The organism is Methylobacterium terricola (assembly GCF_006151805.1).
Lineage (GTDB): Bacteria > Pseudomonadota > Alphaproteobacteria > Rhizobiales > Beijerinckiaceae > Methylobacterium > Methylobacterium terricola.
The window spans coordinates 274,549-299,702 of record NZ_VDDA01000005.1 but is presented as its reverse complement, the minus strand read 5'-3'; the positions used below and the strand labels follow the sequence as shown (position 1 = coordinate 299,702).

Below are 25,154 nucleotides of genomic sequence, written 5' to 3'. Positions count from 1 at the left end.
GATCCGCACCTCTCCGTCACCGATCGCGGCGCGCACCGCCTTGCGCGCAGGTGCCCCGCCATCATCCGCCCAGGCGGGCAAGGCTGGCCTCCAGATCCGGCGAGAGGGGAAGGTTCGGACTGCGGCCCGTGGCGGGGTTGGGGGTCAGGAACCAGGCGTTGTAGATCTCCTTCCACCGGCCGTTCGCGGCGCTGGCCTTCAGCGCCGCGTTCACGGCCTGGGTGAAAGCGTCGTCGCCCAGCGGCAGCATGATGCCGTAGGCTTCCGTGGCGCCGAGCGCGTCCTCGGACATGGCGAGGTCATCCGACCTGCCCCAGCTCGCCATCACGCCGGCGAGCAGCACGTCGTCCATGACGTAAGCGGCAGCGCGCTCGGACTTCACGGCTGCGAAAGCCTCGACATCTTCCCGGCAGAGCAGGATGGCGATGTTGAGTTTGCGCTGCCTGTTGGCCGCGCTCAACTCCCCGGTCTCGCTGGTGCCGGCCAGCGACGCGACCGTGCGCCCGGCGAGGTCCGCGAAGGTCTTGTAACCGTTCCGCCGCAGCGCCACGAAGCGGGTGGCGGTGAAGAAGATGGGGATGCTGAAGTTCACCTGTCGCTGCCGTTCCGCCGTGATGGTGGTTGCGGCGCATTCCATGTCCATGCGCCCCTCGCGCATCATCACGAAACGGGCCGCCAGCGGAATGGTCACGAACTCGATATCGAGCCGATCGATGCCGAGCTGGCGCCGGAGGCCGTCCACGACCTGCTGGCAGAGATCGATCACGTAGCCCGCAGGCTTGCCGTCCATCACGTCCGAGTATGGCGGGTAGCCGGCCCGATAGCCGATCGTGATCCGCTTGGCGGCGGCGATCTTCTGCAGCACGGAAGGCCCGGTCTGAGCCATCGACGGTCCGGCCCAGCAGGAGGCTGCCACCGTCGCCGGGATCATCGCCATCAAGGACCGCAGCCCGCGCAGGAGCCGTCCTCGCCCGCGTCGCATCGCCTGGTTCTCCATCGTCGTCGCAGCCCCTCACGTGCTCCCGCCCCGCCGGCCTCAGGCGCTCTGCGCCAGGCCGTCGCTCTCGGCCCGCATCGTCATGCCCGGCCGGTGCAGCGCGACGCGGCCGCGCCCCTCCTTCTTGGCGACGTACAGTGCGAGATCGGCCCGCTTGAGGAGAACGCTGCGCTCCGCGCCGTCCTCCGGTACGCCGGCGATCCCGATGCTGACGCCGATGCTCACCGGTGTGCCGCCATAGGCGAAGGGACGCGCCACGGCCGCCACGATCGCATGGGCGAGGCGGTGGGCCCGCTGGACGCCGTCATTGCCGTCCACGCGCTGCAGCAGCGCGAATTCGTCCCCGCCGAGCCGGGCGACCACGTCGTCGGGCGCGAGCAGCGCCGCCATGCGCCGGCCCACATCCACCAGCACCGCATCGCCCGCCGCATGACCCAAGGTGTCGTTCACCTCCTTGAAGCGGTCGAGGTCCAGCAGCATCAGGTTGTAGGCGGCGGTACCGGCCGCCATCCGTTCCAGCGCCGCGTCCAGCAGGGCCGTGAAGCGGGCCCGGTTGGGGAGCCCGGTCAGGCTGTCGTGATGGGCACGATGCTCCATCACCGCCGCATGCTCACCGATCCGGCGCAGCAGCCCCCGCTCCACCACCGCGCAGCGCAGCTTCTCGATGGCGATGGCGAGCTGCCCCAGCTCGTCGGTCCTCTCCTGGAACGGAATCGGTACGCCCGTCTCGTTGTCGGCCAACGCGGTGAGGACACCGGTCAGGGCCGGGATCGGCCGGAACGCGCGGCGCAGGGCGATCGCCCCCATCAGGGCCGACACCGCCAGGGTCACCATCATCAGGAGCGTCAGTGTCCAGAGCGCTTGGTTGCGGGCCGCCAGCAGCGCGTCGGCCGAACCGATGCTGGCCACCAGCCCCCCGATGAGCCGTCCGTCCTTGGACAGGATCGGCATGAATCCCGCGAAATGGGTGGAGGATCCGACCTCGATCCAACCGGTGAACAGGCGCCGGGGTGCCTGGTCGTCGCTGTCGGGAAAGGAGACGCGCAGGCCGGAGCCCTGGCCCTGGCTGTCGTCGAGGCTCGTGAGCCTGCCGGTCTCGTCGGCCGTCACCAGCCACACGTCCTGCCCGGTCTGCGCCGACGCGAGGGCCAGCACGTCGGCCGGCATGAAACCGGTGGTCACGATCGACTGGTCATCGCCCACCGGGCGGCCCGTCTCGATCCAGTTCACCCGCCCGTCGCGATCACTGTGGACGGACACGAAGGTGTAGATCCCGCGCAAGGCGGTGCTGGCCACCCGAGCGTAAAGGCCGGCATCGTGTTCCCATTGGTGGGATTGACCCCGGACCATGATGAGCAGCGCCGTGCCCGAACCCAGCGCGTAAGCCAACATGACGGAGGCCAGCACGAAGATCGTAATCCTGCCCAGCAGCGACCGCGTCCAGGACGGGCCTCGTGCAGTGATATGACGGCTCAACAGCGACAAGATGACCACCCTCCACCTTCAGCGTCCCACGGCCGCCGCTTACCGCCGCTTAAATGCGACGGCAGTTCCGCGGAGATCACTAGTTTTTTCTTAATTCTCAGCAAGACCAAGAGAGTCACCCGGAAAATAAGCCCAACACATGTCCGGCGGTGACGTTTCGAGAGATGCGCGATCGATGTTGTCGCGTTCTGCCAGGAGGACGTCGTGATTCTGTCCTCCAAGCGTGGCCCCGCCGACGAGCCAGTCGGGGGACGGCGCCATCGGTGACGATCTCGCGGCGGAGTTGATCGTTCAGGCGGTGTTGTGATCGCGGCGGATCGCGCACGTGCCGCAAGCAATCGAGAGCGACATCGTCCCACCGAAGAGGATCATGCCACGCCGGCCCGTGGATCACCACCGAGCGGAATGCGAGGCATCGGCCGGCACACACGTATCGTCAGGCCGTTGCACCTGACATGCGGGACGACCGCGTGGGGCGCAGGCGAGGTGAGAGCCTGTCTGCGTGGACCGGCCGGGGACGAACTCTCCATCGTCGTCGCGGAGCCGGGGGGAACCCCGGATCTCTGGGGTCGAAACCCAATCAGCTCGACCGCATGAAGGGCTGCCGAGGGTGGAGTGCGGACGCGGATCAGTAGGTTTTCATCGCCAGATGAGGGATACCTGCATCCATGAACTCCGCGCCGAAGGCGGCGAACCCAAGCTTCTCATAGAAGCCAAGCTTGTCGGTCTGAGCCGTGAGGTAGAAGCGACCGACGCCGATCCCGCGGCAGTAGTCCATCGCGCAGATCATCATCTTTCGGGCGATGCCTGACCCACGTCGGTCGCGATGGACGACGACGCGGCCGATCTTGGCGTGCTCCGGCTTGAAGACGACCCGCAGCGTTCCAGCTATCTCCCCCTCTACGAGGGCGACGAAATGGGTTGCGGTCGGATCGTCTGCATCGATCTCCACTTCGACGGGCACGCCCTGCTCAACGACGAAGACCTCGTGCCGAAGCTTCAGAGCAGCCTTGCCAAGGGTTGAGGAGGCGGGCACGCGGATGATGTCGGTTTCTGACGGTGCCGCTGACATCGGTCCCCTGCATGTGCTTCGGCCGCCATCAAAACCCACATCTGGTGCCCGCTTGCACCGATCCGCCCGGTGCGGCACCGTCGTCGGTGTTCAATCCTGGGCTCTCGGCCTCGTCGAGGCCCAGGATGATGTCGAGAGACGCCGCCATCAGCGCCAGACCACCGGAGCGGCGAGCAAGCAGGCTCTCCAGAACGGGCTTGAGCGGCCCGAGCATCGTCCGGCCATCTTGGCGATCGGGCGATGCTCTCTGCCTCCGATGGGGCCGCTTGTCCTCGAAGAGCCGGCATTCACCGCGCCGGGGCTCGCTCTACACCGGATGCCACCACCGCCCGCGCAGCACCACCCCCTCCGCGGTGATCCGCCGGTCGCCGGTCATGTGCTCGCCGAGCACGTCGACGTAGTCGAACGCGCCGTCGTGCACGGCCAGCACCGTCGCGTCGCCGAGCGCCCCCACCTTCAGCGAGCCGTATTCCATGCGCTTGAGCGCGACGGCGGCATTGACCGTCGAGGCGGCGACGACCTCGGTCAGGCTCATGCCGAGGCACAGCATCTTCGACATCGTGGTGACCTGGTCGAAGGCCGGGCCGTCGATGCAGAGCGCGTGCACGTCCGACGAGATCGTGTCCGGCAGGAAGCCGCCGGCCAGCATGGCGCGGGCGGTCTTGAAGGCGAAGGAGCCCTTGCCGTGACCGATGTCGAATATGATGCCGCGCTCGCGCGCCTTCCGCACCGCCGGCTTCACGGCGCCTTGCGCGGTGACGGGCGAGTTCGGGAACGGCCGGAAGCAGTGGGTGAGCACGTCGCCGGGGCGCAGCATGTCCAGCACCGCCTCGTAGCTCGGCGGCGGCTCGTCGATATGGGCCATCAGCGGCAGGCCGGTCTCCTCGGCGACCTGGAGCGCGATCTCGAGGGGCGCCGTGCCCTGCGTACCCGAGGCGTGGGCGCCGACCCGGACCTTGATGCCGACGATCACGTCACGGTTGGCCTCGGCCACCGCGACCGCCTCGCGGGGGGCCATCAGGCGCATGTCCTGGCTCTCGCCGACCATCACGGTCTTCGAGAAGCCGTAGATGCCCGCGAACGAGACGTGGAGATAGGCGAGGATCCGGGCCTCGGAGCGCTCGATCACGTGCTTGCGGAAGCCCGGAAAGTTGCCGGGCCCGGCGCTGCCGGTATCGACCGAGGTGGTGACGCCGGAGAGCCGGCAGAACTCGTCGGCGTCGATGCCGAGCGAGGTGCCGCCCCAATAGACATGGGTGTGCAGGTCGATGAGGCCCGGGGTGACGATCGCCCCGTTCATCTCCCGGACCACCGTCCCCGTGCCCGCCCGCAGGTCGCGGCCGAAGCCCGAGACGAGACCGTTGGCGAAGGCGACGTCGGCGATGGCATCGTGGTTCTGCGATGGATCGATGACGCGGGCGCCCCGCAGGATCAGTTCGTGCTGCACTACTCTTCCCCTGATGATCACGAGAGGCCGGTCACGCGGCCTGCGCCGGAAGGGCGGCGCCGTCGAGGTGGCAGGCCGCGAAATGGCCGCCGCCGACCGGATCGAGGAGCGGCTCCTCGATGCGGCAGCGGTCGAAGGCATGCGGGCAGCGGGTGTGGAAACGGCAGCCGCTCGGCGGGTTGATCGGGCTCGGGACGTCGCCGCGCAGGACGATGCGGGTGCGCCCGGCGCCGGGCTCCGGCACCGGCACGGCGGAGAGCAGCGCCTGGGTGTAGGGGTGCCGGGGCGCCAGGAAGATCTGCCGGCGCGGGCCGATCTCGACGATCTTGCCGAGATACATCACCGCCACCCGGTGCGTCATGTGCTCGACGATGGCGAGGTCGTGCGAGATGAACAGCAGCGCCAGGTCCAGTTCCTTCTGGAGATCCTGGAGCAGGTTGACGATCTGCGCCTTGACCGAGACGTCGAGGGCCGAGACCGCCTCGTCGCAGATGATCAGGTCCGGCTCGGCGGCGAGCGCCCGGGCGATGCCGATGCGCTGGCGCTGGCCGCCGGAGAATTCGTGCGGAAACCGCGACAGCGCCTCCCGCGGCAGGCCGACCCGCTCCATCAGGGCGGCGAGGCGCGACTCGAGATCGGCGCGGTTCTTCGCCAGGCCGAAGTTGCGGATCGGCTCGGCCAGGATGTCGCGCACCCGCATCCGTGGGTTGAGCGAGGAGAACGGGTCCTGGAACACCATCTGGATCCGCCGGCGCAACGGACGGAGCGCGCCGGCCGACAGGTCGTCGATGCGGGTGTCCCCGAGCACCACCTGGCCGGAGGTCGGCGGGAACAGCCGCATCAGGCTGCGGGCGACCGTGGACTTGCCGCAGCCGGATTCGCCGACGAGGGACAGGGTCTCGCCCTTCTCCAGGGTGAACGAGACGCCGTCCACGGCTTTCAGGCTGCGGGTGCCGCGGCCCATCAGGCCGCCGCCGAGGCGGAAGTGCTTGCGCAGGTCGTTGACGGCAAGGAGCGGTGTGGTCACGCGGCGAGCGCGTCCTTGGGCGCGTAGTGGCAGGCGGCGAGGTGGCCCGGCGCCTTGGGCTCCAGGGCCGGGGCGTGGCTACGGCAGAGATCGGTGACGGAGGGGCAGCGGCCGGCGAAGACGCAGCCGTCGATGCGGGTCTTCAGGCTCGGCACCATGCCGGGGATCTCGGCGAGGCGCTGCGGCGCGCCCGGCAGCTCGGCGGCGCCGAGGCGCGGCACCGCGCCCATCAGGCCCCGCGTGTAGGGGTGGCGGGGCGAGCGGAACAGGTCGCGGACCGTCGCCTCCTCGACCTTGCGGCCGGCATACATCACCACCACCCGGTCGGCGACCTCCGCCACCACGCCGAGATCGTGGGTGATCAGCATGATGGCGGCGCCGACCCGGCTCTTGAGGTCGCGCATCAGGTCGAGGATCTGGGCCTGGATCGTGACGTCGAGCGCCGTCGTCGGCTCGTCGGCGATGAGGAGCTTCGGCGAGCAGGCGAGCGCGATGGCGATCATCACCCGCTGGCGCATGCCGCCGGAGAGCTGGTGCGGATATTCCCGCACCCGGCGTTTCGGCTCAGGGATGCCGACGAGCGTCAGCATCTCCACCGCCCGCGCCTCCGCCTCCTTGCGCGACAGGCCCTGGTGCAGGCGCAGGGTCTCGCCGATCTGGCGGCCCACGGTCAGCACCGGGTTCAGCGAGGTCATCGGCTCCTGGAAGATCACGCTGATGGCGTTGCCGCGGATGCGGCGCATCTCGCGCTCGGAGAGGCCGAGGAGGTCCTGCCCCTCGAACCGGATCGCGCCGGCGAGCCGCGCCGGCGGCTCGGGCAGGAGCCGCAGGATCGACATCGAGGTCACCGACTTGCCGCAGCCGGATTCGCCGACGATCGCCAGGGTCTCGCCGGCCCGGATCGCGAAGGAGACGCCGTCGACCGCGCGGTTGACCCCGTCGGGCGTGCGGAAATGGACCTGGAGGTTCTCGACGGAGAGGAGGGGCGTATCCTTGAGATCGGGGTCCTTGGGATCAGGCATCTTTCGCCATCCGCGGGTCGAGGGCATCGCGCAACCCGTCGCCGACGAGGTTCACGGCGAGCACGGTGAGCGACAGGAAGATCGCCGGGAACAGGATGATGTAGAACTTCACCTGCCAGAGCGCCCGGCCCTCGGCCATGATGTTGCCCCAGGACGGGGTCGAGGGCGGCACGCCGGCCCCGATGAACGACAGGATCGATTCCGCGATCATCGCCGAGGCGCAGATATAGGTCGCCTGCACGGTCATCGGCGCGAGGGTGTTGGGCAGGATGTGGCGCCAGATGATCGTCGGCATGCGGGTGCCGGTGGTCACCGCCGCCTCGACATAGGGCTGCTCGCGCAGCGACAGGACGACGCCGCGCACCAGCCGGGCGACGCGGGGGATCTCCGCCACGGTGATCGCCAGGATCACGTTCTCGATCGAGCCTCTTGTCAGCGCCATCAGGGCGATGGCGAGCAGGATCGGCGGGATCGACATCAGGCCGTCGACGATCCGCATGATGATGCTGTCGGCCCAGCGTACCATGCCGGAGACGAGGCCGACGACGAGCCCGGCGATCGAGGCGAAGAAGGCCACCGCGAAGCCGACGAGGAGCGAGACCCGGGCGCCGTAGACGACGCGGGAATAGAGGTCGCGGCCGAGCATGTCGGTGCCGAACCAGTACTGCGCCGACGGCACCCGCGTGCGGCGGGAGGGCGCGATCGCCGTCGGGTCGACGGTGCCGAGATAGGGCGCGAGGATCGCCATCAGGGCGACGATCAGCAGGATGATGCCGCCGATCACGATGGTCGGGTGGCGCCGCCAGGTGCGGCGGATCCGGCCATAGGCCTTGCGCGGCGGGTAGAGGTCGGGCAGCGGCCGGGCGACGGCGAGGCCCGGGGGCGCCTCGCCTCCCAGGGATTCACCCGCCAGGGGATGGGCGGCGCTCAATAGCGGATCCTCGGGTCGATGAGGGTGTAGAGGAGGTCGATCGCGAGATTGACCAGCACGTAGGTGAAGCTGAACAGCAGCACGACGCCCTGGATCACCGGGTAGTCGCGCCGCAGGATCGCATCGACGGTGAGGCGGCCGAGGCCGGGGATCGCGAACACCGTCTCGGTGACGACGGCGCCGCCGATGAGCAGCGCGATGCCGATGCCGATCACCGTGACGATCGGTACCGCGGCGTTCTTGAGGGCGTGCACGAACAGCACCCCACCCTGCGCCACGCCCTTGGCCCGGGCGGTGCGCACGTAATCTTGGCTCAGCACGTCGAGCATCGTCGCCCGGGTCACCCGGGCGATCAGCGCGATGTAGACGAGGCCGAGCGTCAGCGACGGCAGGACGAGGCTGGCGAACCAGGATCCGACGCCCTGCTCGATCGGCGTGTACCCTTGGGCCGGCAGCCAGCCGAGCTCGAGGGCGAAGACGTAGGCGAGCAGGTAGCCGATGACGAAGACCGGCACCGAGAAGCCGAGCACCGCCGCCCCCATCACCAGCCGATCGAGGAGCCGCCCCGCCTTCCAGGCCGCGACGACGCCGAGCGGCACCGCGACGAGGACCGCAAGGATCAGCGTGACCAGCATCAGCGACACGGTCGGCTGCACCCGCTGCCCGATCATGGTGGTGACCGGCATGTTGGTGAAGAGCGAGGTGCCGAGATCCCCGTGCAGGATGCGCCAGCCCCACTCGCCGAAGCGGATCAGGAACGGCCGGTCGAGGCCGAGCGAGGCGCGGATGCGCTCGATATCGGCCGGCGAGGCCTGGTCGCCGGCGATGAGGGCCGCCGGGTCGCCGGGGGCCAGCGAGAGCAGGCTGAACACGAACAGCCCGACCACCGCCATCACGGGGATGACGGCGAGGATACGCTTGACGAGGAAGCCGAACACCGAACGATCCTCAGGCCTTGGACACGCCCCAGGCGAAGGTCAGCGGCCCCTTGGTCACGCCGGTCACGTTCTTGCGCCAGGCCTGGTAGCCGAGGAAGTAGCCGGTCGGCACGTAGACGCCGCCCGCGACCGCCGCGGCGTTCACCTTGTCGATCGCCGCCTTCTCGGCCGCCAGATCGGCCGCGTCGAACCACTCGGTGATGGCCGCCTCGACCGGCGGCACGTCGGGCCAGCCGAACCAGGCCTTGTCGCCGTTGGCCCGAATCCCCGGATAGCCCGCCGGGTTGATGCAGTCGGCGCCCGCGTGCCAGGTGTGGAACATGCTCCAGCCGCCCTGCGACGGCGGCGCCTTCGAGGCGCGGCGGGTGCCGACCGTGCCCCAGTCGGTGGCGACGAAATCGACGTTCATGCCCATCTGCTTGAGCAGGTCGGCGGTCACGTCGCCCATGTTCTTGGTGATCGGCTGGTCCTGCGCCACCACGCAGACCACCTTCTCGCCCTTGTAGCCGGCCTCCGCCAGCAGCTTCTTGGCCGCCGCGATGTTGCCCTTGCCGATATGCTGGCCGCCCGCCTCGCTGTAGAGCGGGGTGCCCGGGGTGAAGAAGCCGGGCAGCGGCTTCCACAGCTTGTCGTCGTCGCCGATCAGCGCCCGCATGTAGTCTTCCTGGCTCATGCCCACGAGCACGGCCTGGCGGATCTTCGGGTTGTCGAAGGGCGGATGCAGGTGGTTCATCCGGAAGGAGCCGATATTGCCGAGGGGATCGGCGATGTCGACGTTGATGTTGGCGTTCTTGCGCAGGAGCGGGATGAGGTCCGGAATCGGGTTCTCCCACCAATCGACCTCGCCGTTCTGGAGCGCCGCCGAGGCGGTGGCCGGATCGGGCATGATCACCCACTCGATCCGGTCGACCAGCATCCGCTTGCCGCCGGCGAGCCAGGAGGACGGCTCGTCGCGGGGCTTGTAATCGGCGAACTTCTCGAAGACCGCGCGGGCGCCCGGCACCCATTCGGCGCGGGCGAACTTCATCGGGCCCGAGCCGACATACTCGGTGATCTGGGTGAACGGGTCGGTCTTGGCGATCCGCTCCGGCATGATGAAGGCGCACGGCGCGTTCGTCTTGCCGAGCGCCAGCAGGAGCTTGGGGAACGGCTTCTTGAGCTGCCAGCGGAAGGTGCGGTCGTCGACCGGCACCAGCTCGGTCTGCACCGCCCGGATCATCAGGCCCAACGGGTCGCGGGCCATCCAGCGGGTGAGGCTCGCCACCACGTCCTTCGACAGCACCGGCTCGCCGTCATGGAACTTGAGGCCGGGCCGCAGGCGGAAGGTCCAGGTCAGGCCGTCGGCGGTGACCTCCTCCGATTCGACCATCTGGCGCTGGGGCTTCAGCTGCTCGTCGACGCCGTAGAGCAGGTCCCAGACCATGGCGGCGGCGTTGCGGACGACGTATTGCGTCCCCCAGATCGGGTCGAAATTCGCGAGGTTGGCCTGCGGCACGAAGCGCAGCACCTTGGCCGGCTGCGCGAGAGCCGGGGCGGCGAGACCGGGCGCCATGCCGGCCGCGCCGAGGGCGGCCGAGCCTTTCAGAAATGTCCTGCGATCCATGACGCGTGTCCTTACCGTTGGTCTGTCAGTCGCGAGCCGTCTTCACGCCGCTGAGGAGCCGGCGCTCCCGCAGGGTTCGTCTCAGGTCAGATCTCTCGGGGGCGATCGGGAGCTACCATGCCAGCGCCGGGAGCAAGCTCCGCGCCAAGATCGACATCGACGGACGGTCGCGCAGGTGTCAGTGCTTGCTCCCCGGGGCCGGACCCGCCTCCCGCGTGGAGGAAGCCGCGCGTGACCTGCGCGACATCCAGGCGGCTCCAGTCGCCGAACACCTGCTCTTCCACCGCGGCGACGGCGTCCGGATCGAGGTTCATGGCGCAGCAATCGCGGAACTTGGCGAGCGCCTCCGCGTCCGACAGGGGGTTTCCGATCGAGCCCTTGGGATGCCGGACGACGACCTCGCGGCGCGATCCCGAACGGGTCCTGATCGCCACGCGGGCATCGCCGCCCCAGGGCAGGCTGCGGTCGGGCCGGCGGGGCGCCATCGTGACGGTGCGGCCGATGGCGCGCAGGTCCGCCCGGTGAGCACAGGCATCCGTGAAGTGGGCGATGCGTGGCGCGCCCTCGATCACCGCGATCGCGGCGCAGTGGTTCATGCTGAACTTCGCCTCGGTGCCGTCGGCGGGCTCCGTGAAGCGCAGGTTCCGGATCATGAAGTCGGGCATCTCGATGTGGATCCCCGCGACGTCGGCGGGGTCGATGGCGGCCTCGCCGTGCAGCGCCAGGATCCCGTCGATGCCGAGATGGCTCGACATGCACGACGGGTACAGCTTCGCCACGAGCCCGTAGCGCTCGATCGCCAGCCCGTCCGCGGACGGGTCCTCCGCCGGCCCGGGGCCGTCGCCGGCATGGTGGGCCAGGAAGCCCCACGGGCCCTCGAAGATGCCGTGGCACCCGTCCAGCCCCGCGGCGGCGAGGGTCGCGGCGAGGACCCCGTGCATGGCGGCGAAGCCCGCATGGGCCGGCTTCGCCGAGGTGCCGAACTGGAGCTTGCTCCCGCCGGCGAGGCTCGCGGCGAGGCTCAGGGCGTTGGCGGTCTCGCCGACGTCGAGGCCGAGGAGCTTCGCGCAGGCGCCGGCCGCCCCGATGGTCCCGAGGGTGGACGTCGCGTGCCAGCCGGCCTCGTAGTGGCCGGGATTGGCGCGCAATCCGAGGCGCGCCTGGATCTCGAGGCCGGCGACGTAGGCCAGGAGCACCGCCTCCATCGGGCTTCCGCGCTCGTCGCCGAGGGCCAGCAGGGCCGGGACCAGAACGGCGCTGGCATGGGTGATGGCCGGAAAGAAGTTGTCGTCGTAATCGAGGACGTGGGCCGCCGTCCCGTTGATCAGCGCGGCGCTCGCCGCCGGATAGCCGAGGTCGAGACCGATGGCGCGCGCCGGGCCGCGGCCTGCGCCGGCCTGCGAAACCGCCACCGTCCGCACGGTCCCGGTCCGGGCGCCGGCATGGATGCAGCCGAGCACGTCGATGATCGCGTCCCGGGCCCGCGCGCGCGCGACGGGCGTCAGGGCGTCCGCGCGCAAGCCCACGCTCCATTCGGCCAGGGCGGAGCACAGGGGGCGATCGGCACCGGCTGGCAGGGGCGTCATGATGCGGATGTCCGGTCGTTCGTGTGGTCGGAGATCGCCCTGGATCCGTCGCGGCGCGGGCGGGAGACCATCGTGGAGGCTACACGCTCATCGCGCTGGCCCGCGTGCGCCAACTCGGCAAAAGTCGGTGCCGATTCGGCACGGATCGGGCCGGCAGGACCGATGGGGCGGCACATGCAGCTGAAATGGTTGGAGGATTTCGTCGCCTACGCGGCGACGCGCAGCTTCACTAAGGCCGCCGAGATGCGCAACGTCACCCACCCGGCCTTCGGCCGGCGCATCAGGGCCCTGGAAGGGTGGGTGGGCGTGCCCCTGATCGACCGCGGCTCCTTTCCGGCCGCGCTGACGCCGGCGGGGGAGGACCTGCTCGATGTCGCCCGAACGGTCTGTTCCGACCTTGCGGCGATCCGGGCGGAGCTGCGCCGCCGTCATACGCGCGACGACGACATCCTCACGATCGCGACCGGGCGTACGCTGGCACGCACCTTCTTCTCGAACGTCCGCGCCGCGATCGCGCCGCTGCGCCCTGCCGTTCCGCTGCGGCTGGTCACGGGCTCCGTGCACGATGCGATGATCATGCTCGCCGACGAGACCGCGGATCTGGTGCTGTGCTACGCGGGACCGGCGGTCGAGATCGATCACACCCTGTTCGAGAGCCGGGTCGTCGGCGCCGAGACGCTGATCGCCGTGCGCGGATCGTGCGGGCCGGCCTTCGGGCTGGAGGCCGGCACCCGCTCGCCCTTCCTCAAGTACAGCGAGACCATGGCGCTCGGCCGGGTCGTCGCCCGGGCCCTGACGCAGCGCGGCCTCTCCCAGCAGCTCGATGCGGCCTTCGAGGCGGACATGGCCGAGACCCTGCTGGACGGCGCCCTGCAGGGACACGGCATCGCGTGGCTGCCGGCCGCCCTCGTGACGGGCGAGCTGGCCGGCGGACGGCTGGTGCGCGTCGAGGCGCCGGACGACGACATCACGGTCGAGATCCGGCTCTGCCGCCGCAAGCGCGACCGGCGCCGGAAGATGGGGCCGATCTGGCGTGCCGTCACCGACGGCGCAGCGTAGCGGGATTCTCCTCGGGCCGGACGCCCGGGGAAGGGCGGCAGCGCCGGGGGATCACGCCGCGGGCGAGCGCCCGGGACCGACGATCCGTGCGATCCGCGACGGGACATGATCCGGCCGGACGGCGACCGACCAGTCGGCGAAGGCCGAGGACGTCCCCGGCGGCCCCGCGCCGTCGCGGGACATGCCGGGGGGATTGATGGCACAGAAGGCGCCGTCGAGGGCGAGCGCCAGCCTCCAGGCCCGTTCGGGATCCCCCGCCAGGATCCCGGCCCGGAGCGCGGGGCCTCCGATCCGCGCGGCGAGGGCGGCCTCGTCCTCGAACGGCTCGAGGGTCACCACCGGGGCGAAGCCGTGCCCGCGCACGAGGGCCATGTCGTCCCGGCAGAGATCGAGGACGAGGGGGGGCGCCCCGGCGGACGAAGCCGCCCCCGCTTCCCCGACGACCAGATCCGCCCCGGCCGCGAGGTCGGCGCGCAGGGCGGTCGCCAGCCCGGCGGCCTGGGCGGCGGAATGCGCCGGTCCGATCTGGGTGCCCGGATCCAGCGGGTCGCCGACGCGCAGCGCGGCGGCGGCCACCCGAAGGGCGTCGCGCAGGGCGTCCCGCATCCCGGCATGGACGTGGAGGCGGGTCTGGCTCGGAAAGGTCGAGCGCAGCCAGGTCCCGTGCCCGTGCAGGACCGCCGCGGCGGCGCGATCGACGTCGGCGCCCGGCAGCACGATCGTGGCGGTTTTGTCCACCCCGAGGCCGGCGCCGAGATCGAGGGCGTCCCAGGCCTCGCACGGCGCGGGCACGAGGCCGGGATGGGCGCGCAGCAGGCGGGCGGTCTCGCGGTCGCCGCGCAGCACGGTGAGCGCCCCGTCCGGCAGGCCCGCCCGGGCGAACAGGTCGGCGACGGCCGCGCTCGTCCGGGTGGCGCCGGGATCGGCGGCGTAGAGCACGGCGTTGCCGCAGGCCAGGGCGGCCGCCTGATCGCAGAGGCCGAGAAGGGCCGCGCTCCAGTGCCCCGACGCGGCGACGAGGCCGAGAGCCTCCCGGCTCCGGCGGCCGAGCCGCCCCAGCCCGAGCTCGACATGCACCGCCGCATTCGCCTCGGCGAGCGCGGCGGCGTGGTCGAGCAGGCGGATCGCCTGCGGCAGGTCGATGCCCGCGATCTGCCGGACCGGACGACCCGTCTCGCCGGCCTCCAGGCGCGCGAGGTCCGCTCCTTCGGCCCGCAGGAGCTGGGCGCAGCGCGACAGGATCGGCGCGCGGCCCGGCCCGCCGGCCGCCCGCCACGACCGGAGGCCGGCCCGGGCGCCGGCGACGGCCCCGCGGATCTCGGCCTCCCGGGCGGGGAGGAAGCGGGCGATCTCCGCGCCGGTGACCGGGCTGCGATGCCGGACGGCCTCGGGCGCGGCCGCGTCCCGGTCACCCGGGGCGGGCGCGGCGGCCCGGCTCGGCCCGGCGAGCAGGTCGTCGATGAAGGCGTGCACGACCGCGCGCAAGGCCGCCCCGTCGGCCCCTGCCTCGCCCGGCGCCGCGGTCGCGGCATGGGAGCAGGCCTTGGTGGCCTGCGCAACATGGGAGCGCAGCCAGAGGCCGTCGATCATCGCGGCGATCATCGTCGCGTCGCGCGCGACGCGCGCCTCGGGCACCAGGCCCCGCAACCCGTGGCGCAGGTTGCTGATCATCCGCCGCTGGTAGATCGCCTGGACGCGCTGGTAGCGCTGCGAATGGGCCATCTGGCCCCAGAAGGCGAGCCACACCGCGCTCGTGCGCCGGTCGAACTCCTCGTCCGCCAGGGCGGCGTCGCACACGGCGTAGAGCCGCTCGCGCCCGTTCCGGGACGCCGCGAGCCGACCGGCGGTCGCCGCGGCGAGGCGCGCCGCCATGAACCGCAGGGTGGCCTCGAGGAGCCCGTCCTTGTCGCCGAAATAATGGGCGAACAGGCCGGTCGAGACGTTCGCCCGACGGGCGATCTCGCTGAGCGAGGCGGCCTTGAAGCCGACCTCCGCGAGGGTCTCGATCGTCGCCTCGACGAGGTGGCGGCGGCGGGCCGCCTCGAAGGTCTGCATCGCGGGGGCCTGCAGGAGGTTCGCCTGGGTCATCGCCGTCCTTACGCCGGAATGCCGGTGCGTTCACCCGGCCGGGCCAGGATTGCACCGTTAAACAGGCGTTCAACGGTCCGGGACCCGCCATGCCGCCAGGGCCGCCGATCGTCGGGCCGCCGGTTTGAAACCCTGGGGCAGCCAGAGCATTCTGGCGCCGCGGCGCTCACGCACGATGCACAAACGCGCGCAAGGCAGCATAATCGGTGAAAAAAAGGGCGTGACATCCGGGATGACGGTGTATTGAATGACTGTTCAACGGACCACGCGCGGCGAGGCCGTGTCTCGGCAGCAGGGGGTGTCATGCGCGGCTTGGCGACCGGAGCCCTTCTCGGTGCAGCGTTGGGAGTCTCGTGCGGTGCGGGCACGGCCCGGGCGGATCCCGCCTCCTGCAAGGTCGTGCGCTTCGCCGATGTGGGCTGGACCGACATCACCGCCACGACGGCGCTCGCCTCCCGCCTCCTCGCCGGGCTCGGCTATGCCCCGAAGACGCAGATCCTGTCGGTCCCGGTGACCTACGCCTCGCTCAAGGCGAAGACCATCGACGTCTTCCTCGGCAACTGGATGCCCACCATGGCGGCCGACCGGAACCCCTATCTCGAGGCGCAGGCCATCGAGGTCGTCGGCCCGAACCTGACCGGGGCGAAGTACACGTTCGCGGTGCCGGACTACCTCTACGACGCCGGCCTCAAGAGCTTCTCCGACATCGCCAGGTTCCGCCGCCAGCTCAAGGCGAAGATCTACGGAATCGAGCCCGGCAACGACGGCAACCGGACGATCCTGGCGATCATCAAGGACAACGCCTACGGCCTCGGCGACTTCGACCTCGTCGAATCGAGCGAGCAGGGCATGCTCGCCCAGGTGGACAGGGCGATCCGGCGCAAGGAGCCGATCCTGTTCCTCGGCTGGGAGCCCCACCCGATGAACACCCGCTTCCCGATCCGCTATCTCGCCGGCGGCGACGCCACGTTCGGGCCGAATTACGGCGGGGCCGAGATCTTCACCAACCTGCGCGCCGGCTACGGCGCCGAGTGTCCGAATCTCGGCCGGTTCTTCAAGAACCTGACCTTCGACCTCAAGACGGAGAACATCGTGATGGGGTCGATCCTGTCCGATGGGCTCGAACCCGGCAAGGCCGCCGAGCAATGGCTGAAGGCCAACCCCGAGACGTGGGCACCGTGGCTCGCCGGCATCGAGACCCTCGACGGCAAGCCCGGCCTGCCGGCGTTGCGCGAAACCCTCGGCGTGAAGTGAACCCTGCCTGCTGCCGGCGACCGGCGGCGTTTCCATAACGTCTCTCGGCGGAGATGTGAGCATGTACGACTGGATCGTGTCCCACAAGCTCTCTCTCGGGATCTGGCTCAAATACGTCGTCGACTTCCTGAATACTCACGCCCAATCGGTCTTCGACCTGATCGCGATCGTGCTCGGCGCGATGGTGCAGGGCCTGACCGACGGGCTCCTGGCGGTGCCGCCGCTCGCGCTGATCGGGGTCTTCGCGGGCGCCGCCTACCTGCTTCACCGCTCGGTCGGCCTGTCGCTGTTCATCGTCGCCTCCCTGCTGCTCGTGGCGAACCTCGGCTACTGGGAGGCCACGATGGAGACGCTGGCGCTGGTAATCTGGTCGACGGCGACCTGCGTGGCGATCGGCGTGCCGGTGGGGATCCTGGCGGCGCACCGGCCGATGTTCTACGCGGCGATCCGGCCGTTCCTCGACCTGATGCAGACGATCCCGACCTTCGTCTACCTGATCCCGACCCTGGTGCTGTTCGGGCTCGGGACCGTGCCCGGCATCATCTCCACGGTGATCTTCGCCCTGCCGGCGCCGATCCGCCTGACGCAGCTCGGCATCGCCTCGGTTCCGCCGAGCCTGCGCGAGGCCGGTCTCGCCTACGGGGCGACGCGCTGGCAGATGCTGGTCAAGATCGAGTTGCCGAATGCGCTGCCGACCATCCTGGCCGGAATCACCCAGTGCATCATGCTGAGCCTGTCGATGGTGGTCATCGCCGCGCTGGTCGGCGCCGACGGCCTCGGCAAGCCGGTCGTGCGGGCGCTCAACACCGTCAACATCGCCATGGGCTTCGAGGCGGGCCTCGCCATCGTGGTGCTGGCGATCATCCTCGACCGCGTGTGCAAGCGGCCCGCGCCGCGCGACCGGGGCGCCGCACGATGAGGACGGGCCGGTGAGCCTCGTCGCCGTCACGTCCCTTGCGGCAGCGAGCCCCGTTCCGGCGGCGTCCCCCACCGCGCCGAGAGTCATCGTTCCGTCCTCCGCTGCATCTGACCCGACACCGGACATCCTGATGCCCGAGATCCTGCCCGAGATCCTGCCCAAGATCCTGCCCGAGATCCCGCCCGAGATCCGCCGCCCCTTCATCGACGGCCGTCCCGCCGCCGAGGCCGGGCGCCGCACCTTCCGGTCGATCAACCCGGCGAACGGGGCGGTCCTGGCCGAGATCGAGCATTCCACCCGCGACGACCTCGAGGCGGCGGTCGCCGCCGCCGCGCGGGGCCAGGCGATCTGGGCCGCGATGCCGGGGCGTGAGCGCGGCCGGGTGATGCTGCGCGCCGCCGCGCTCCTGCGTGCGCGCAACGACGCGCTCGCCCGCCTCGAGAGCCTCGATACCGGCAAGCCGATCGCCGAGACCCGGACGGTCGACATCGCCACCGGCGCCGACGTGCTCGAATATTATGCGGGCCTCGCCGCCGCGATCGAGGGACGCCAGATCCCGCTGCGGGAGACCGCCTTCGCCTATACGCGGCGGGAGCCGCTGGGGATCGTCGCCGGCATCGGCGCCTGGAACTACCCGATCCAGATCGCCCTCTGGAAATCCGCTCCGGCCCTCGCGGCCGGCAATGCCATGCTGTTCAAGCCGAGCGAGGTGACGCCGCTCAGCGCGCTCGTGCTGGCCGAGATCTACACCGAGGCCGGTTTGCCCGACGGCGTGTTCAGCGTCCTGCCGGGCCTCGGTCGCGAGATCGGGGCCTGGCTCGCCGGGCATCCGGCGGTGGCGAAGGTCTCGTTCACCGGCGGCACCGAGACGGGGGCGAAGGTGATGGCCGGGGCCGCCGGATCGACCCTCAAGGAGGTGACGATGGAGCTCGGCGGCAAGTCGCCGCTCCTCGTCCTCGACGACGCCGACCTCGAGCGGGCCGCCGACATCGCGGTGGCGGCGAACTTCTTCAGCTCGGGGCAGGTCTGCACCAACGGCACGCGGGTCTTCGTCCCGGGCTCCCTGATGGCGGCGTTCGAGACCCTGGTCCTGTCGCGCGTCGCGCGCATCCGGCTCGGCGACCCGCTCGACGAGGCCACCAATTTCGGCCCTCTGGCGAGCCACGCGCACCGGGACAAGGTCCTGGCCTTCATCCGCTCCGGGATCGCGCAGGGCGCCCGGCTCCTCACCGGCGGCGAGGCGGTCGGCGGCCGCTTCGCGGCGGGGGCCTACGTCGCTCCCACGATCTTCGCCGGGTGCCGCGACGACATGACGATCGTCCGCGAGGAGATCTTCGGCCCGGTGATGACGCTGCTCGCCTACGACGACGAGGCCGAAGCCCTCGCCCGGGCCAACGCGACCCCCTACGGCCTCGCCGCCGGGGTGGTCACCCGCGACCTCGTCCGCGCCCACCGCATCGTGCACGGCCTCCAGGCCGGCATCTGCTGGATCAACACCTGGGGCGAATCGCCCCCCGAGATGCCGGTGGGCGGGTTCAAGCAATCGGGGATCGGCCGGGAGAACGGCGTCGAGGCCCTCGACCGCTACACCCGCACCAAGTCGATCCAGGTCGAGCTGGGCGAGTTCGCCCCGCTGTTCTGACGCACGGCCGAGACGAGACCGAGACGAGGACGGACACGGACATCATGCCCGAGACGCGCGTCAGCGAGTACGACTTCATCATCGTGGGAGCGGGATCGGCCGGCAACGTGCTCGCGACCCGTCTCACCGAGGATCCCGACACGCGCGTGCTGCTGCTGGAGGCCGGCGGGCCCGATTACCGGCTCGACTTCCGCACCCAGATGCCGGCGGCGCTCGCCTATCCGCTCCAGGGGCGGCGCTACAACTGGGGCTACCTGACCGATCCCGAGCCGTACATGAACGGGCGCCGGATGGAATGCGGGCGCGGCAAGGGGCTCGGCGGCTCCTCGCTCATCAACGGCATGTGCTACATCCGCGGCAACGCCCTCGATTACGACGGCTGGGCGCAAGGGCCGGGCCTCGCCGAGTGGTCCTACCGCGATTGCCTGCCCTATTTCCGCAAGGCCGAGAGCCGCGACGCCGGCCCGGATCCGTATCACGGCGGCGACGGCCCCTTGAGCGTCACCACGGCGAAGCCCGGCCGCAACGTCCTGTTCGAGGCGATGATCGAGGCCGGGGTGCAGGCGGGCTATCCCCGCACCCCCGACCTGAACGGCTACCGGCAGGAGGGCTTCGGCCCGATGGACCGGAGCGTGACCCCGGCGGGGCGGCGCTCCAGCACCGCCCGCGGCTATCTCGACCAGGCGAGGGGGCGGCCGAACCTCACCATCGTGACCCATGCCCTGACCGACCGGGTCGTGTGTGAGGGGCGACGGGCGGTCGCGGTCGCCTACCGGCACCGGGGGGGCAGGCCTGTGACGGCGCGGGCGCGGCGCGAGGTGCTGGTCTGCTCCGGGGCGATCGCCTCGCCGCAGATCCTGCAGCGCTCCGGCATCGGCCCGGCCGATCTGCTGCGCGGCCTCGACATCCCGATCGTGCAGGATCTTCCGGGAGTCGGCGAGAACCTCCAGGACCATCTGGAGATCTACATCCAGTACGAGTGCCTGAAGCCGGTCTCGCTGGCGCCGGCCCTCAAGCTCTACAACCAGCCGCTGATCGGCGCGCAATGGCTGCTGGCGGGTACCGGCATCGGGGCCAGCAACCAGTTCGAGGCGGGGGGCTTCATCCGGTCGAGCGAGGATTTCGGCTGGCCGAACCTGCAATTTCACTTCCTGCCGCTCGCCATCAATTACAACGGCAGCAACGCGGTCGAGACGCACGGCTTCCAGGCGCATGTCGGCTCGATGCGCTCGCCGAGCCGCGGGCGGGTGCGGCTCACCTCCCGCGATCCCGCCGCGCATCCCAGCATCCTGTTCAACTACATGTCGACGGAGCAGGATTGGCGCGAGTTCCGGGACGCGATCCGCATCACTCGCGAGATCATGGCGCAGCCGGCGCTCGATCCCTATCGCGGCCGCGAGATCAGCCCGGGATCGGATCTGCGCAGCGAGCCCGCGATCGACGCCTTCGTGCGCGCCCACGGCGAGACCGCCTATCACCCCTCATGCTCGTGCCGGATGGGGATGGACGCCATGGCGGTGGTGGACGCCGAAGGGCGGGTGCACGGCCTGGAGGGCCTGCGGGTGGTGGACGCCTCGATCATGCCGCTGATCGTCACCGGCAACCTCAACGCCCCGACGATCATGATCGCCGAGAAGATCGCCGACCGAATCCGGGGCCGGGCGAGCCTGCCGCGCAGCGACGCGCCCTACCATGTGGCGGGCGATGTCCCGGTCCGCCGCCGCCCGGCCCGGGCGGCCTGAGACCGGCCGACGCCGCTCGCGACGGTCCGTGAAGACGATTTTGTCAGGACCGCGCCTGTCGTGACAGCGTAACGCCCCCAACCGAACGATTCTCCACCAGCGGCAACGACCGACCGGCACGTATCATCGTCCATCCCGCCGCGTGATTGTTTTGATTTCTCACCAGGATGCCCGGCCCGCATCGTCCCGCAGCGGGGGGCACTTCGCAGCCACCGACCGGAGGTCTTCCCATGATGCGCTCGCCCCGCTGGCTCCTCGGCCTCGCCATCCTCGGCCTGATCGGTCGGGCGAACGCGGCCGAGCTGACGCACTGGCCCAAGGAGGCCGCCGGCCAGCTCGACGCGATGATCGCCGCGAACGCCAACACAGGCGCCTACGCGGTCTTCGACATGGACAACACGAGCTACCGCAACGACCTGACCGAGGCGCTGCTGCCGTATCTCGAGATGAAGGGCGTGCTGACCCGCGAGACCCTCGATCCCTCGCTCAAGCTGGTCCCGTTCAAGGACAAGGACGGGCAGAAGGAGAGCCTGTACAGCTACTACAACCGGCTGTGCGAGATCGACGACCTGGTCTGCTATCCCTGGATCGCCCAGTCGTTCTCCGGGCTCACCCTGGCGCAGCTCAAGGGCCATCTCGACGACATGATGAGCGCGGGCAAGCCGATCCCGACGACCTATTACGATGGCGACATCGTCAAGACGATCGACGTCAAGACGCCTCAGATCTTTCGCGGCATGCAGGAGCTGTATGCCAAGCTGATGGAGAACGGCATCGAAGTCTACATCATGACGGCGGCGCAGGAGGAGTTGGTGCGCATGGTCGCGTCCGATCCGCGCTACGGCTACAACGTCAAGCCGGAGAACGTGATCGGCGTGACGACGCTCCTCAAGAACCGCGCCACCGGCGCCCTGACGACGTCGCGCAAGGAGATCGCCGAGGGCCGCTACGACGAGGCGGCCAACCTGCCGCTCGAGATCACGCCGTATCTGTGGACGCCGGCGACCTGGTTCGCCGGCAAGTACGCGGCGATTCTGACCTACATCGCTCCCTGGAAGCAGGCCGTGCTGATCGCCGGCGATACCCCGAAGAGCGACGGCACCATGCTGCTTCACGGGGTCGATACCGCGAAGGGCGGCCTGCGGGTATGGGTCGACCGGAAAGCCAAGTACCGCACCGATATCGAGACGATGCAGAAGAAGGCGGCCGCGGATCAGGCCGGCAACGGCCTGCCGGTCACGGCGGACAGGAACTGGGTCGTCGTCAAGCCGGACGAGATCCAGTAGCGGCGACGCCCGGTCGGCCGCATCTCGGGTCCGACCGGCTCGGTCCCGGCACGGTCGGGCCCGCTCGGGCATGCTCCGACGAAGCGGAGACGGGATCGCCGCGGCGGTGGCGGCGCCACGAAGCCCGTGGACGCGGCCGGGCTGCTCGGGGGAGGGGTCGACCGAATGCGGCCTGCCGGGGCGCAGCCCCGCCACGGCGCTCCGTCAGCCGATGTCGGTCTCGACGCTGACGATCCCCGGATGAGCGCGCAGGCGCGCGGCGATCGCCTCGACGCTGCGCTGCGACAGCCGCACGAAGGTCACCGTCACCTCGTCCAGTCCCTCGGAGGTCGAGGGGCGCACGACAAACTGCCTGATCCGCGACGAGCGCTCGCCCGAGACCTGCTGCAGCACGTCGATCGACATCTCGCCGCTGCGCGCCAACAGCCGCAGCGGCCGCACCCGGATCCGCTCCCGGTAATGCTCCTCGATCGGCTTCACGCCGGCCAGGATCACGATCACGATCACCGTCGTGGCGAGTGCCGCGACGTAGAGGCCGCCGCCGACCGCGAGCCCGACCGCCGCCACCGCCCACAGGCTCGCCGCGGTGGTCAGGCCCCGCACCACCTCGCCGCGCAGCAGGATGGTGCCCGCGCCGAGGAAGCCGATGCCGGATACGACCTGGGCCGCGAGGCGGGACGGGTCGAGCACGACGCCCGTCGCCCCCATCGCGTCGGAGAAGCCGAACGCCGACACGATCATGATCAGGCAGGCGCCGACGCAGACCAGCATGTGGGTGCGCAGGCCCGCGGCCCAGAGCAGCCGCTCGCGCTCCAGCCCGACCACGCTGCCGAGCAGGGCGGCGAGGGCGAGCCGGGCGATGATCTCGATGTTGCTGAGCATGTCCACGCCTCCGGAGCGGCGGCACCGGCCCTCCCTTCGGAGGGGAGCGCCAGCGCAACCCCCTTGCAGGAACTTAGCCGGCTTCCAGATCATCGCATACGGTGAGGCGGAGGGACCGTCGGGGCATGCTGGGGTGGATCCGGGCGACGAGACCCAGGGAGGACGGTGCCGTCGACCCGTTCGCGTGGCATGCCCGCACGCCCGGCCCACGGGCCGAGGGGCCGCAGCCCCCGCTCGACGGGGGTGAGGGCCTGCCGACCGACGGGGGCTCCGCTCGGCTCCCGCCGGGACGATCATCGGGGCGGGCGCGGCGCGTCCCGGCGGTGCGCCGGGGCACGGCACGCGCCATCGCGGTCGCCTGAGCGACGCCATGCCGAAGCCGCGAAAGGCCCGATCCACTCCGAAGAAGGCGCGCAAGAAGGCCACGCGCGGGCCGGCGAAACCCCTGCGTCAGGTTGCGGCCCTGCCGGTTCGCCGCGATTCGGAAGGCGGCGTCGAGGTGCTGCTCGTGACCTCGCGCGAGAGCCGGCGCTGGATCGCGCCCAAGGGCTGGCCGATGAAGGGCCGCAAGCCCCACCGCGCCGCCGCCATCGAGGCGCGGGAGGAGGCCGGCGTCATCGGGCGGATCGGCAAGGAGCCGGCCGGCCACTACACCTACGGCAAGCGCCGGCCGGATGGCGGCGTGGTCCCGTGCCGGGTGGCGGTCTACGTGCTCGCCGTCACCGGGACCCTGGATGAGTGGCGCGAGAAGGGGCAGCGGGACCTGCAATGGGTCAGCGGCGAGGCGGCGGCCGCGCTCGTCCAGGAGCCGGAGCTGGCGGCCCTGATCCACGACCTCGCGCGCTTGCTGGCGGTGGCGGACGAGGATCCGACAGGGGCGTGAGCGCGCCCTCGCGGGCGGGGTCAGGCCCGGCGCGGTGCGGCTCCGCCGAGATGGCGCGAGAGGGCGAGCATGAGCGGCACGACGGAAAGCGCCGTCGCCGCCGACGCGACCGCCGCCCAACGCGGGCCGGCGAGGTCGCCGAGGCGCCCGTAGACGAGGGGCGCTGCCAGCGCGCTGCCCCCGAGGGTGAAGGTGTAGAACACCGCGAAGGCCTGCTCGACCCGGCCCCCCGGCGCGAGCTCCGGCACCGTGCCGTACAGGACCGAGGAGGTGCCGTTGAGCAGCAGGCCCAGCAGCGGCAGCACGACGAGGGCCGGTCCGAGCGGCAGCGCGATGACGCCCAAGATCGCCGCCGCCGTTCCGGCCTCGGTGAGGATCACGGTCCGGGTGACGCCGAGGCGTTCGCCGAGGCGCCCGCAGATCGCCTTGCCGAGCGCGCCGCCGATGAACACCAGCGAGAGCGCGAGCCCGACGAGGGGCAACGCCGCTCCCTTCTCCCCGAGCAGGAACGGCAGGTAGAGCAGGAAGGCGGGGCGCGCGGCGTTGTCGAGCATGCCGATGGCGACGAGGAGCCGGAAGCCGGTCCGGCCGGTCGCGGCGCCAGGTCCGTGGACCGCCCGCGGCGTCGCACCCGGCTCCACCTCCCGCGCGACGGGATCGCGAGGCAGCAGCAGGCCGACCGCCAGCGCGACGGCGGCGCCCGCTCCCGCCACCCCCCAGAGCGCCGCGCGCCAGTCCGCCAGCGTCATCAGCAGGCTCACCACGGGCGGCACCGCGGCTTTCCCGAGGTCGCCGGCGAAGTTGTAGGTGCCGAGCGGCCCGCGGGCCGACCGGCCATAGGCCCGGGCGATCACCGCCGAGGCCAGCGGATGCTGCGTGCTGCACCCGGCCCCGACGAGCAGGAGGGCGATGCAGAGCCCGGCAAGGCCGCCCGACAGGCCGGCCAGCGCGTAGCCGCCGGCGCTCATGAGCGTGCCGAGCACCAGCACCCGGCGCGCGCCCCAGCCCCGCGCGAGGTGGCTGGCGGGAATCTGCAAGGCCGCGAGCGTGCCGGTGCAGAGCGTGCGCAGGAGCGCCAGGGCGGCGAAACCGAGGCCGAACTCCGCCTGCCAGACCGGCAGCAGCACGTAGATCAGGTCGGTGTAGCCGTCATGCAGGGCGTGGTTGAGGCCGGCCGCCGCCAAGGTCCGCCGCGGATCGCGGTCCGGCACGGTCGGCAGGGGCGAGGCGAGATCGGGGGCAAGGGACATCGGGCTGCTTTGCTGTCGTTTCCCTCACAGGATCGCGGTCT

21 protein-coding genes are annotated in these 25,154 nt (G+C 70.8%); 7 read left to right on the top strand and 14 right to left on the bottom strand.

Annotated features, from left to right (window positions below; all coding sequences use genetic code 11):
• Window positions 1-61: 61 nt before the first annotated feature.
• The 11 genes from FF100_RS14685 to FF100_RS14635 form a co-directional block, all read right to left on the bottom strand.
• Window positions 62-997 carry an amino acid ABC transporter substrate-binding protein gene (locus FF100_RS14685; protein WP_139036434.1) on the bottom strand — a complete coding sequence of 312 codons (936 nt, stop codon included), beginning with the start codon at window positions 995-997 and terminating at the stop codon, window positions 62-64.
• A gap of 39 nt (window positions 998-1,036) precedes the next feature.
• Window positions 1,037-2,482 carry a diguanylate cyclase domain-containing protein gene (locus FF100_RS14680; protein ID WP_139036433.1) on the bottom strand — a complete coding sequence of 482 codons (1,446 nt, stop codon included), beginning with the start codon at window positions 2,480-2,482 and terminating at the stop codon, window positions 1,037-1,039.
• Window positions 2,483-3,110: 628 nt separating this feature from the next.
• Window positions 3,111-3,554 carry a GNAT family N-acetyltransferase gene (locus tag FF100_RS14675; RefSeq protein ID WP_139036432.1) on the bottom strand — a complete coding sequence of 148 codons (444 nt, stop codon included), beginning with the start codon at window positions 3,552-3,554 and terminating at the stop codon, window positions 3,111-3,113.
• A gap of 28 nt (window positions 3,555-3,582) precedes the next feature.
• Window positions 3,583-3,768 (bottom strand): hypothetical protein, encoded by a 186-nt coding sequence (locus FF100_RS14670; protein WP_139036431.1) that lies wholly within the window; start codon window positions 3,766-3,768, stop codon window positions 3,583-3,585.
• A 93-nt stretch (window positions 3,769-3,861) separates the two neighbouring features.
• Window positions 3,862-5,001: an amidohydrolase/deacetylase family metallohydrolase gene (locus FF100_RS14665; RefSeq protein WP_139036430.1), complete on the bottom strand. Its 1,140-nt coding sequence runs from the start codon at window positions 4,999-5,001 to the stop codon at window positions 3,862-3,864.
• A 31-nt stretch (window positions 5,002-5,032) separates the two neighbouring features.
• A complete protein-coding gene (locus tag FF100_RS14660; protein ID WP_139036429.1) occupies window positions 5,033-6,028 on the bottom strand; it encodes an ABC transporter ATP-binding protein in 996 nt (331 codons plus the stop codon).
• Complete coding sequence (locus FF100_RS14655; RefSeq protein WP_139036428.1) at window positions 6,025-7,050, bottom strand: ABC transporter ATP-binding protein; 1,026 nt, start codon at window positions 7,048-7,050, stop codon at window positions 6,025-6,027. The genes FF100_RS14660 and FF100_RS14655 overlap by 4 nt, the downstream gene beginning before the upstream one ends.
• The gene (locus tag FF100_RS14650) at window positions 7,043-7,981 is read right to left on the bottom strand and encodes an ABC transporter permease (protein ID WP_425463310.1); all 939 of its coding nucleotides are present in this window, start codon (window positions 7,979-7,981) and stop codon (window positions 7,043-7,045) included. Before FF100_RS14650 ends, FF100_RS14655 begins: the two co-directional genes overlap by 8 nt.
• Window positions 7,978-8,919 carry an ABC transporter permease gene (locus tag FF100_RS14645; protein ID WP_139036427.1) on the bottom strand — a complete coding sequence of 314 codons (942 nt, stop codon included), beginning with the start codon at window positions 8,917-8,919 and terminating at the stop codon, window positions 7,978-7,980. Before FF100_RS14645 ends, FF100_RS14650 begins: the two co-directional genes overlap by 4 nt.
• 10 nt (window positions 8,920-8,929) lie before the next feature.
• Window positions 8,930-10,522: an ABC transporter substrate-binding protein gene (locus tag FF100_RS14640; RefSeq protein ID WP_139036426.1), complete on the bottom strand. Its 1,593-nt coding sequence runs from the start codon at window positions 10,520-10,522 to the stop codon at window positions 8,930-8,932.
• An 86-nt stretch (window positions 10,523-10,608) separates the two neighbouring features.
• Window positions 10,609-12,108 (bottom strand): MmgE/PrpD family protein, encoded by a 1,500-nt coding sequence (locus FF100_RS14635; protein WP_139036425.1) that lies wholly within the window; start codon window positions 12,106-12,108, stop codon window positions 10,609-10,611.
• A 174-nt stretch (window positions 12,109-12,282) separates the two neighbouring features.
• Between FF100_RS14635 and FF100_RS14630 the strand changes: the two genes are divergently transcribed.
• Window positions 12,283-13,167: a LysR family transcriptional regulator gene (locus tag FF100_RS14630; RefSeq protein WP_171070173.1), complete on the top strand. Its 885-nt coding sequence runs from the start codon at window positions 12,283-12,285 to the stop codon at window positions 13,165-13,167.
• A gap of 51 nt (window positions 13,168-13,218) precedes the next feature.
• Here FF100_RS14630 and betI read toward each other — a convergent pair whose 3' ends face one another.
• Complete coding sequence (gene betI, locus FF100_RS14625) at window positions 13,219-15,255, bottom strand: transcriptional regulator BetI (protein WP_139036423.1); 2,037 nt, start codon at window positions 15,253-15,255, stop codon at window positions 13,219-13,221.
• 303 nt (window positions 15,256-15,558) lie between these two features.
• On the opposite strand from betI, the gene FF100_RS14620 reads away from it, so the two are divergent.
• The 5 genes from FF100_RS14620 (at window position 15,559) to FF100_RS14600 (ending at window position 22,098) form a co-directional block, all read left to right on the top strand.
• Complete coding sequence (locus FF100_RS14620; RefSeq protein WP_139036422.1) at window positions 15,559-16,509, top strand: choline ABC transporter substrate-binding protein; 951 nt, start codon at window positions 15,559-15,561, stop codon at window positions 16,507-16,509.
• A gap of 61 nt (window positions 16,510-16,570) precedes the next feature.
• Complete coding sequence (gene choW / locus FF100_RS14615) at window positions 16,571-17,428, top strand: choline ABC transporter permease subunit (protein WP_139036421.1); 858 nt, start codon at window positions 16,571-16,573, stop codon at window positions 17,426-17,428.
• 130 nt (window positions 17,429-17,558) lie between these two features.
• Complete coding sequence (gene betB / locus FF100_RS14610; RefSeq protein WP_139036420.1) at window positions 17,559-19,070, top strand: betaine-aldehyde dehydrogenase; 1,512 nt, start codon at window positions 17,559-17,561, stop codon at window positions 19,068-19,070.
• A gap of 44 nt (window positions 19,071-19,114) precedes the next feature.
• Window positions 19,115-20,812: a choline dehydrogenase gene (gene betA / locus FF100_RS14605; RefSeq protein WP_139036419.1), complete on the top strand. Its 1,698-nt coding sequence runs from the start codon at window positions 19,115-19,117 to the stop codon at window positions 20,810-20,812.
• Between the two features lie 230 nt (window positions 20,813-21,042).
• A complete protein-coding gene (locus FF100_RS14600; RefSeq protein WP_139036418.1) occupies window positions 21,043-22,098 on the top strand; it encodes an HAD family hydrolase in 1,056 nt (351 codons plus the stop codon).
• Between the two features lie 204 nt (window positions 22,099-22,302).
• Here the strand turns inward: FF100_RS14600 and FF100_RS14595 are convergent, their stop codons facing one another.
• Window positions 22,303-22,980, bottom strand: a complete 678-nt coding sequence (locus FF100_RS14595; protein WP_139036417.1) for an MgtC/SapB family protein — start codon at window positions 22,978-22,980, stop codon at window positions 22,303-22,305.
• Window positions 22,981-23,350: 370 nt separating this feature from the next.
• Between FF100_RS14595 and FF100_RS14590 the strand changes: the two genes are divergently transcribed.
• Window positions 23,351-23,863 carry an NUDIX hydrolase gene (locus FF100_RS14590; protein WP_139036416.1) on the top strand — a complete coding sequence of 171 codons (513 nt, stop codon included), beginning with the start codon at window positions 23,351-23,353 and terminating at the stop codon, window positions 23,861-23,863.
• A 20-nt stretch (window positions 23,864-23,883) separates the two neighbouring features.
• On the opposite strand, the gene FF100_RS14585 is transcribed toward FF100_RS14590, so the two are convergent.
• On the bottom strand, window positions 23,884-25,113 hold the full coding sequence (locus FF100_RS14585) for an MFS transporter (protein WP_139036415.1): 1,230 nt from the start codon (window positions 25,111-25,113) through the stop codon (window positions 23,884-23,886).
• Window positions 25,114-25,154 lie beyond the last annotated feature (41 nt).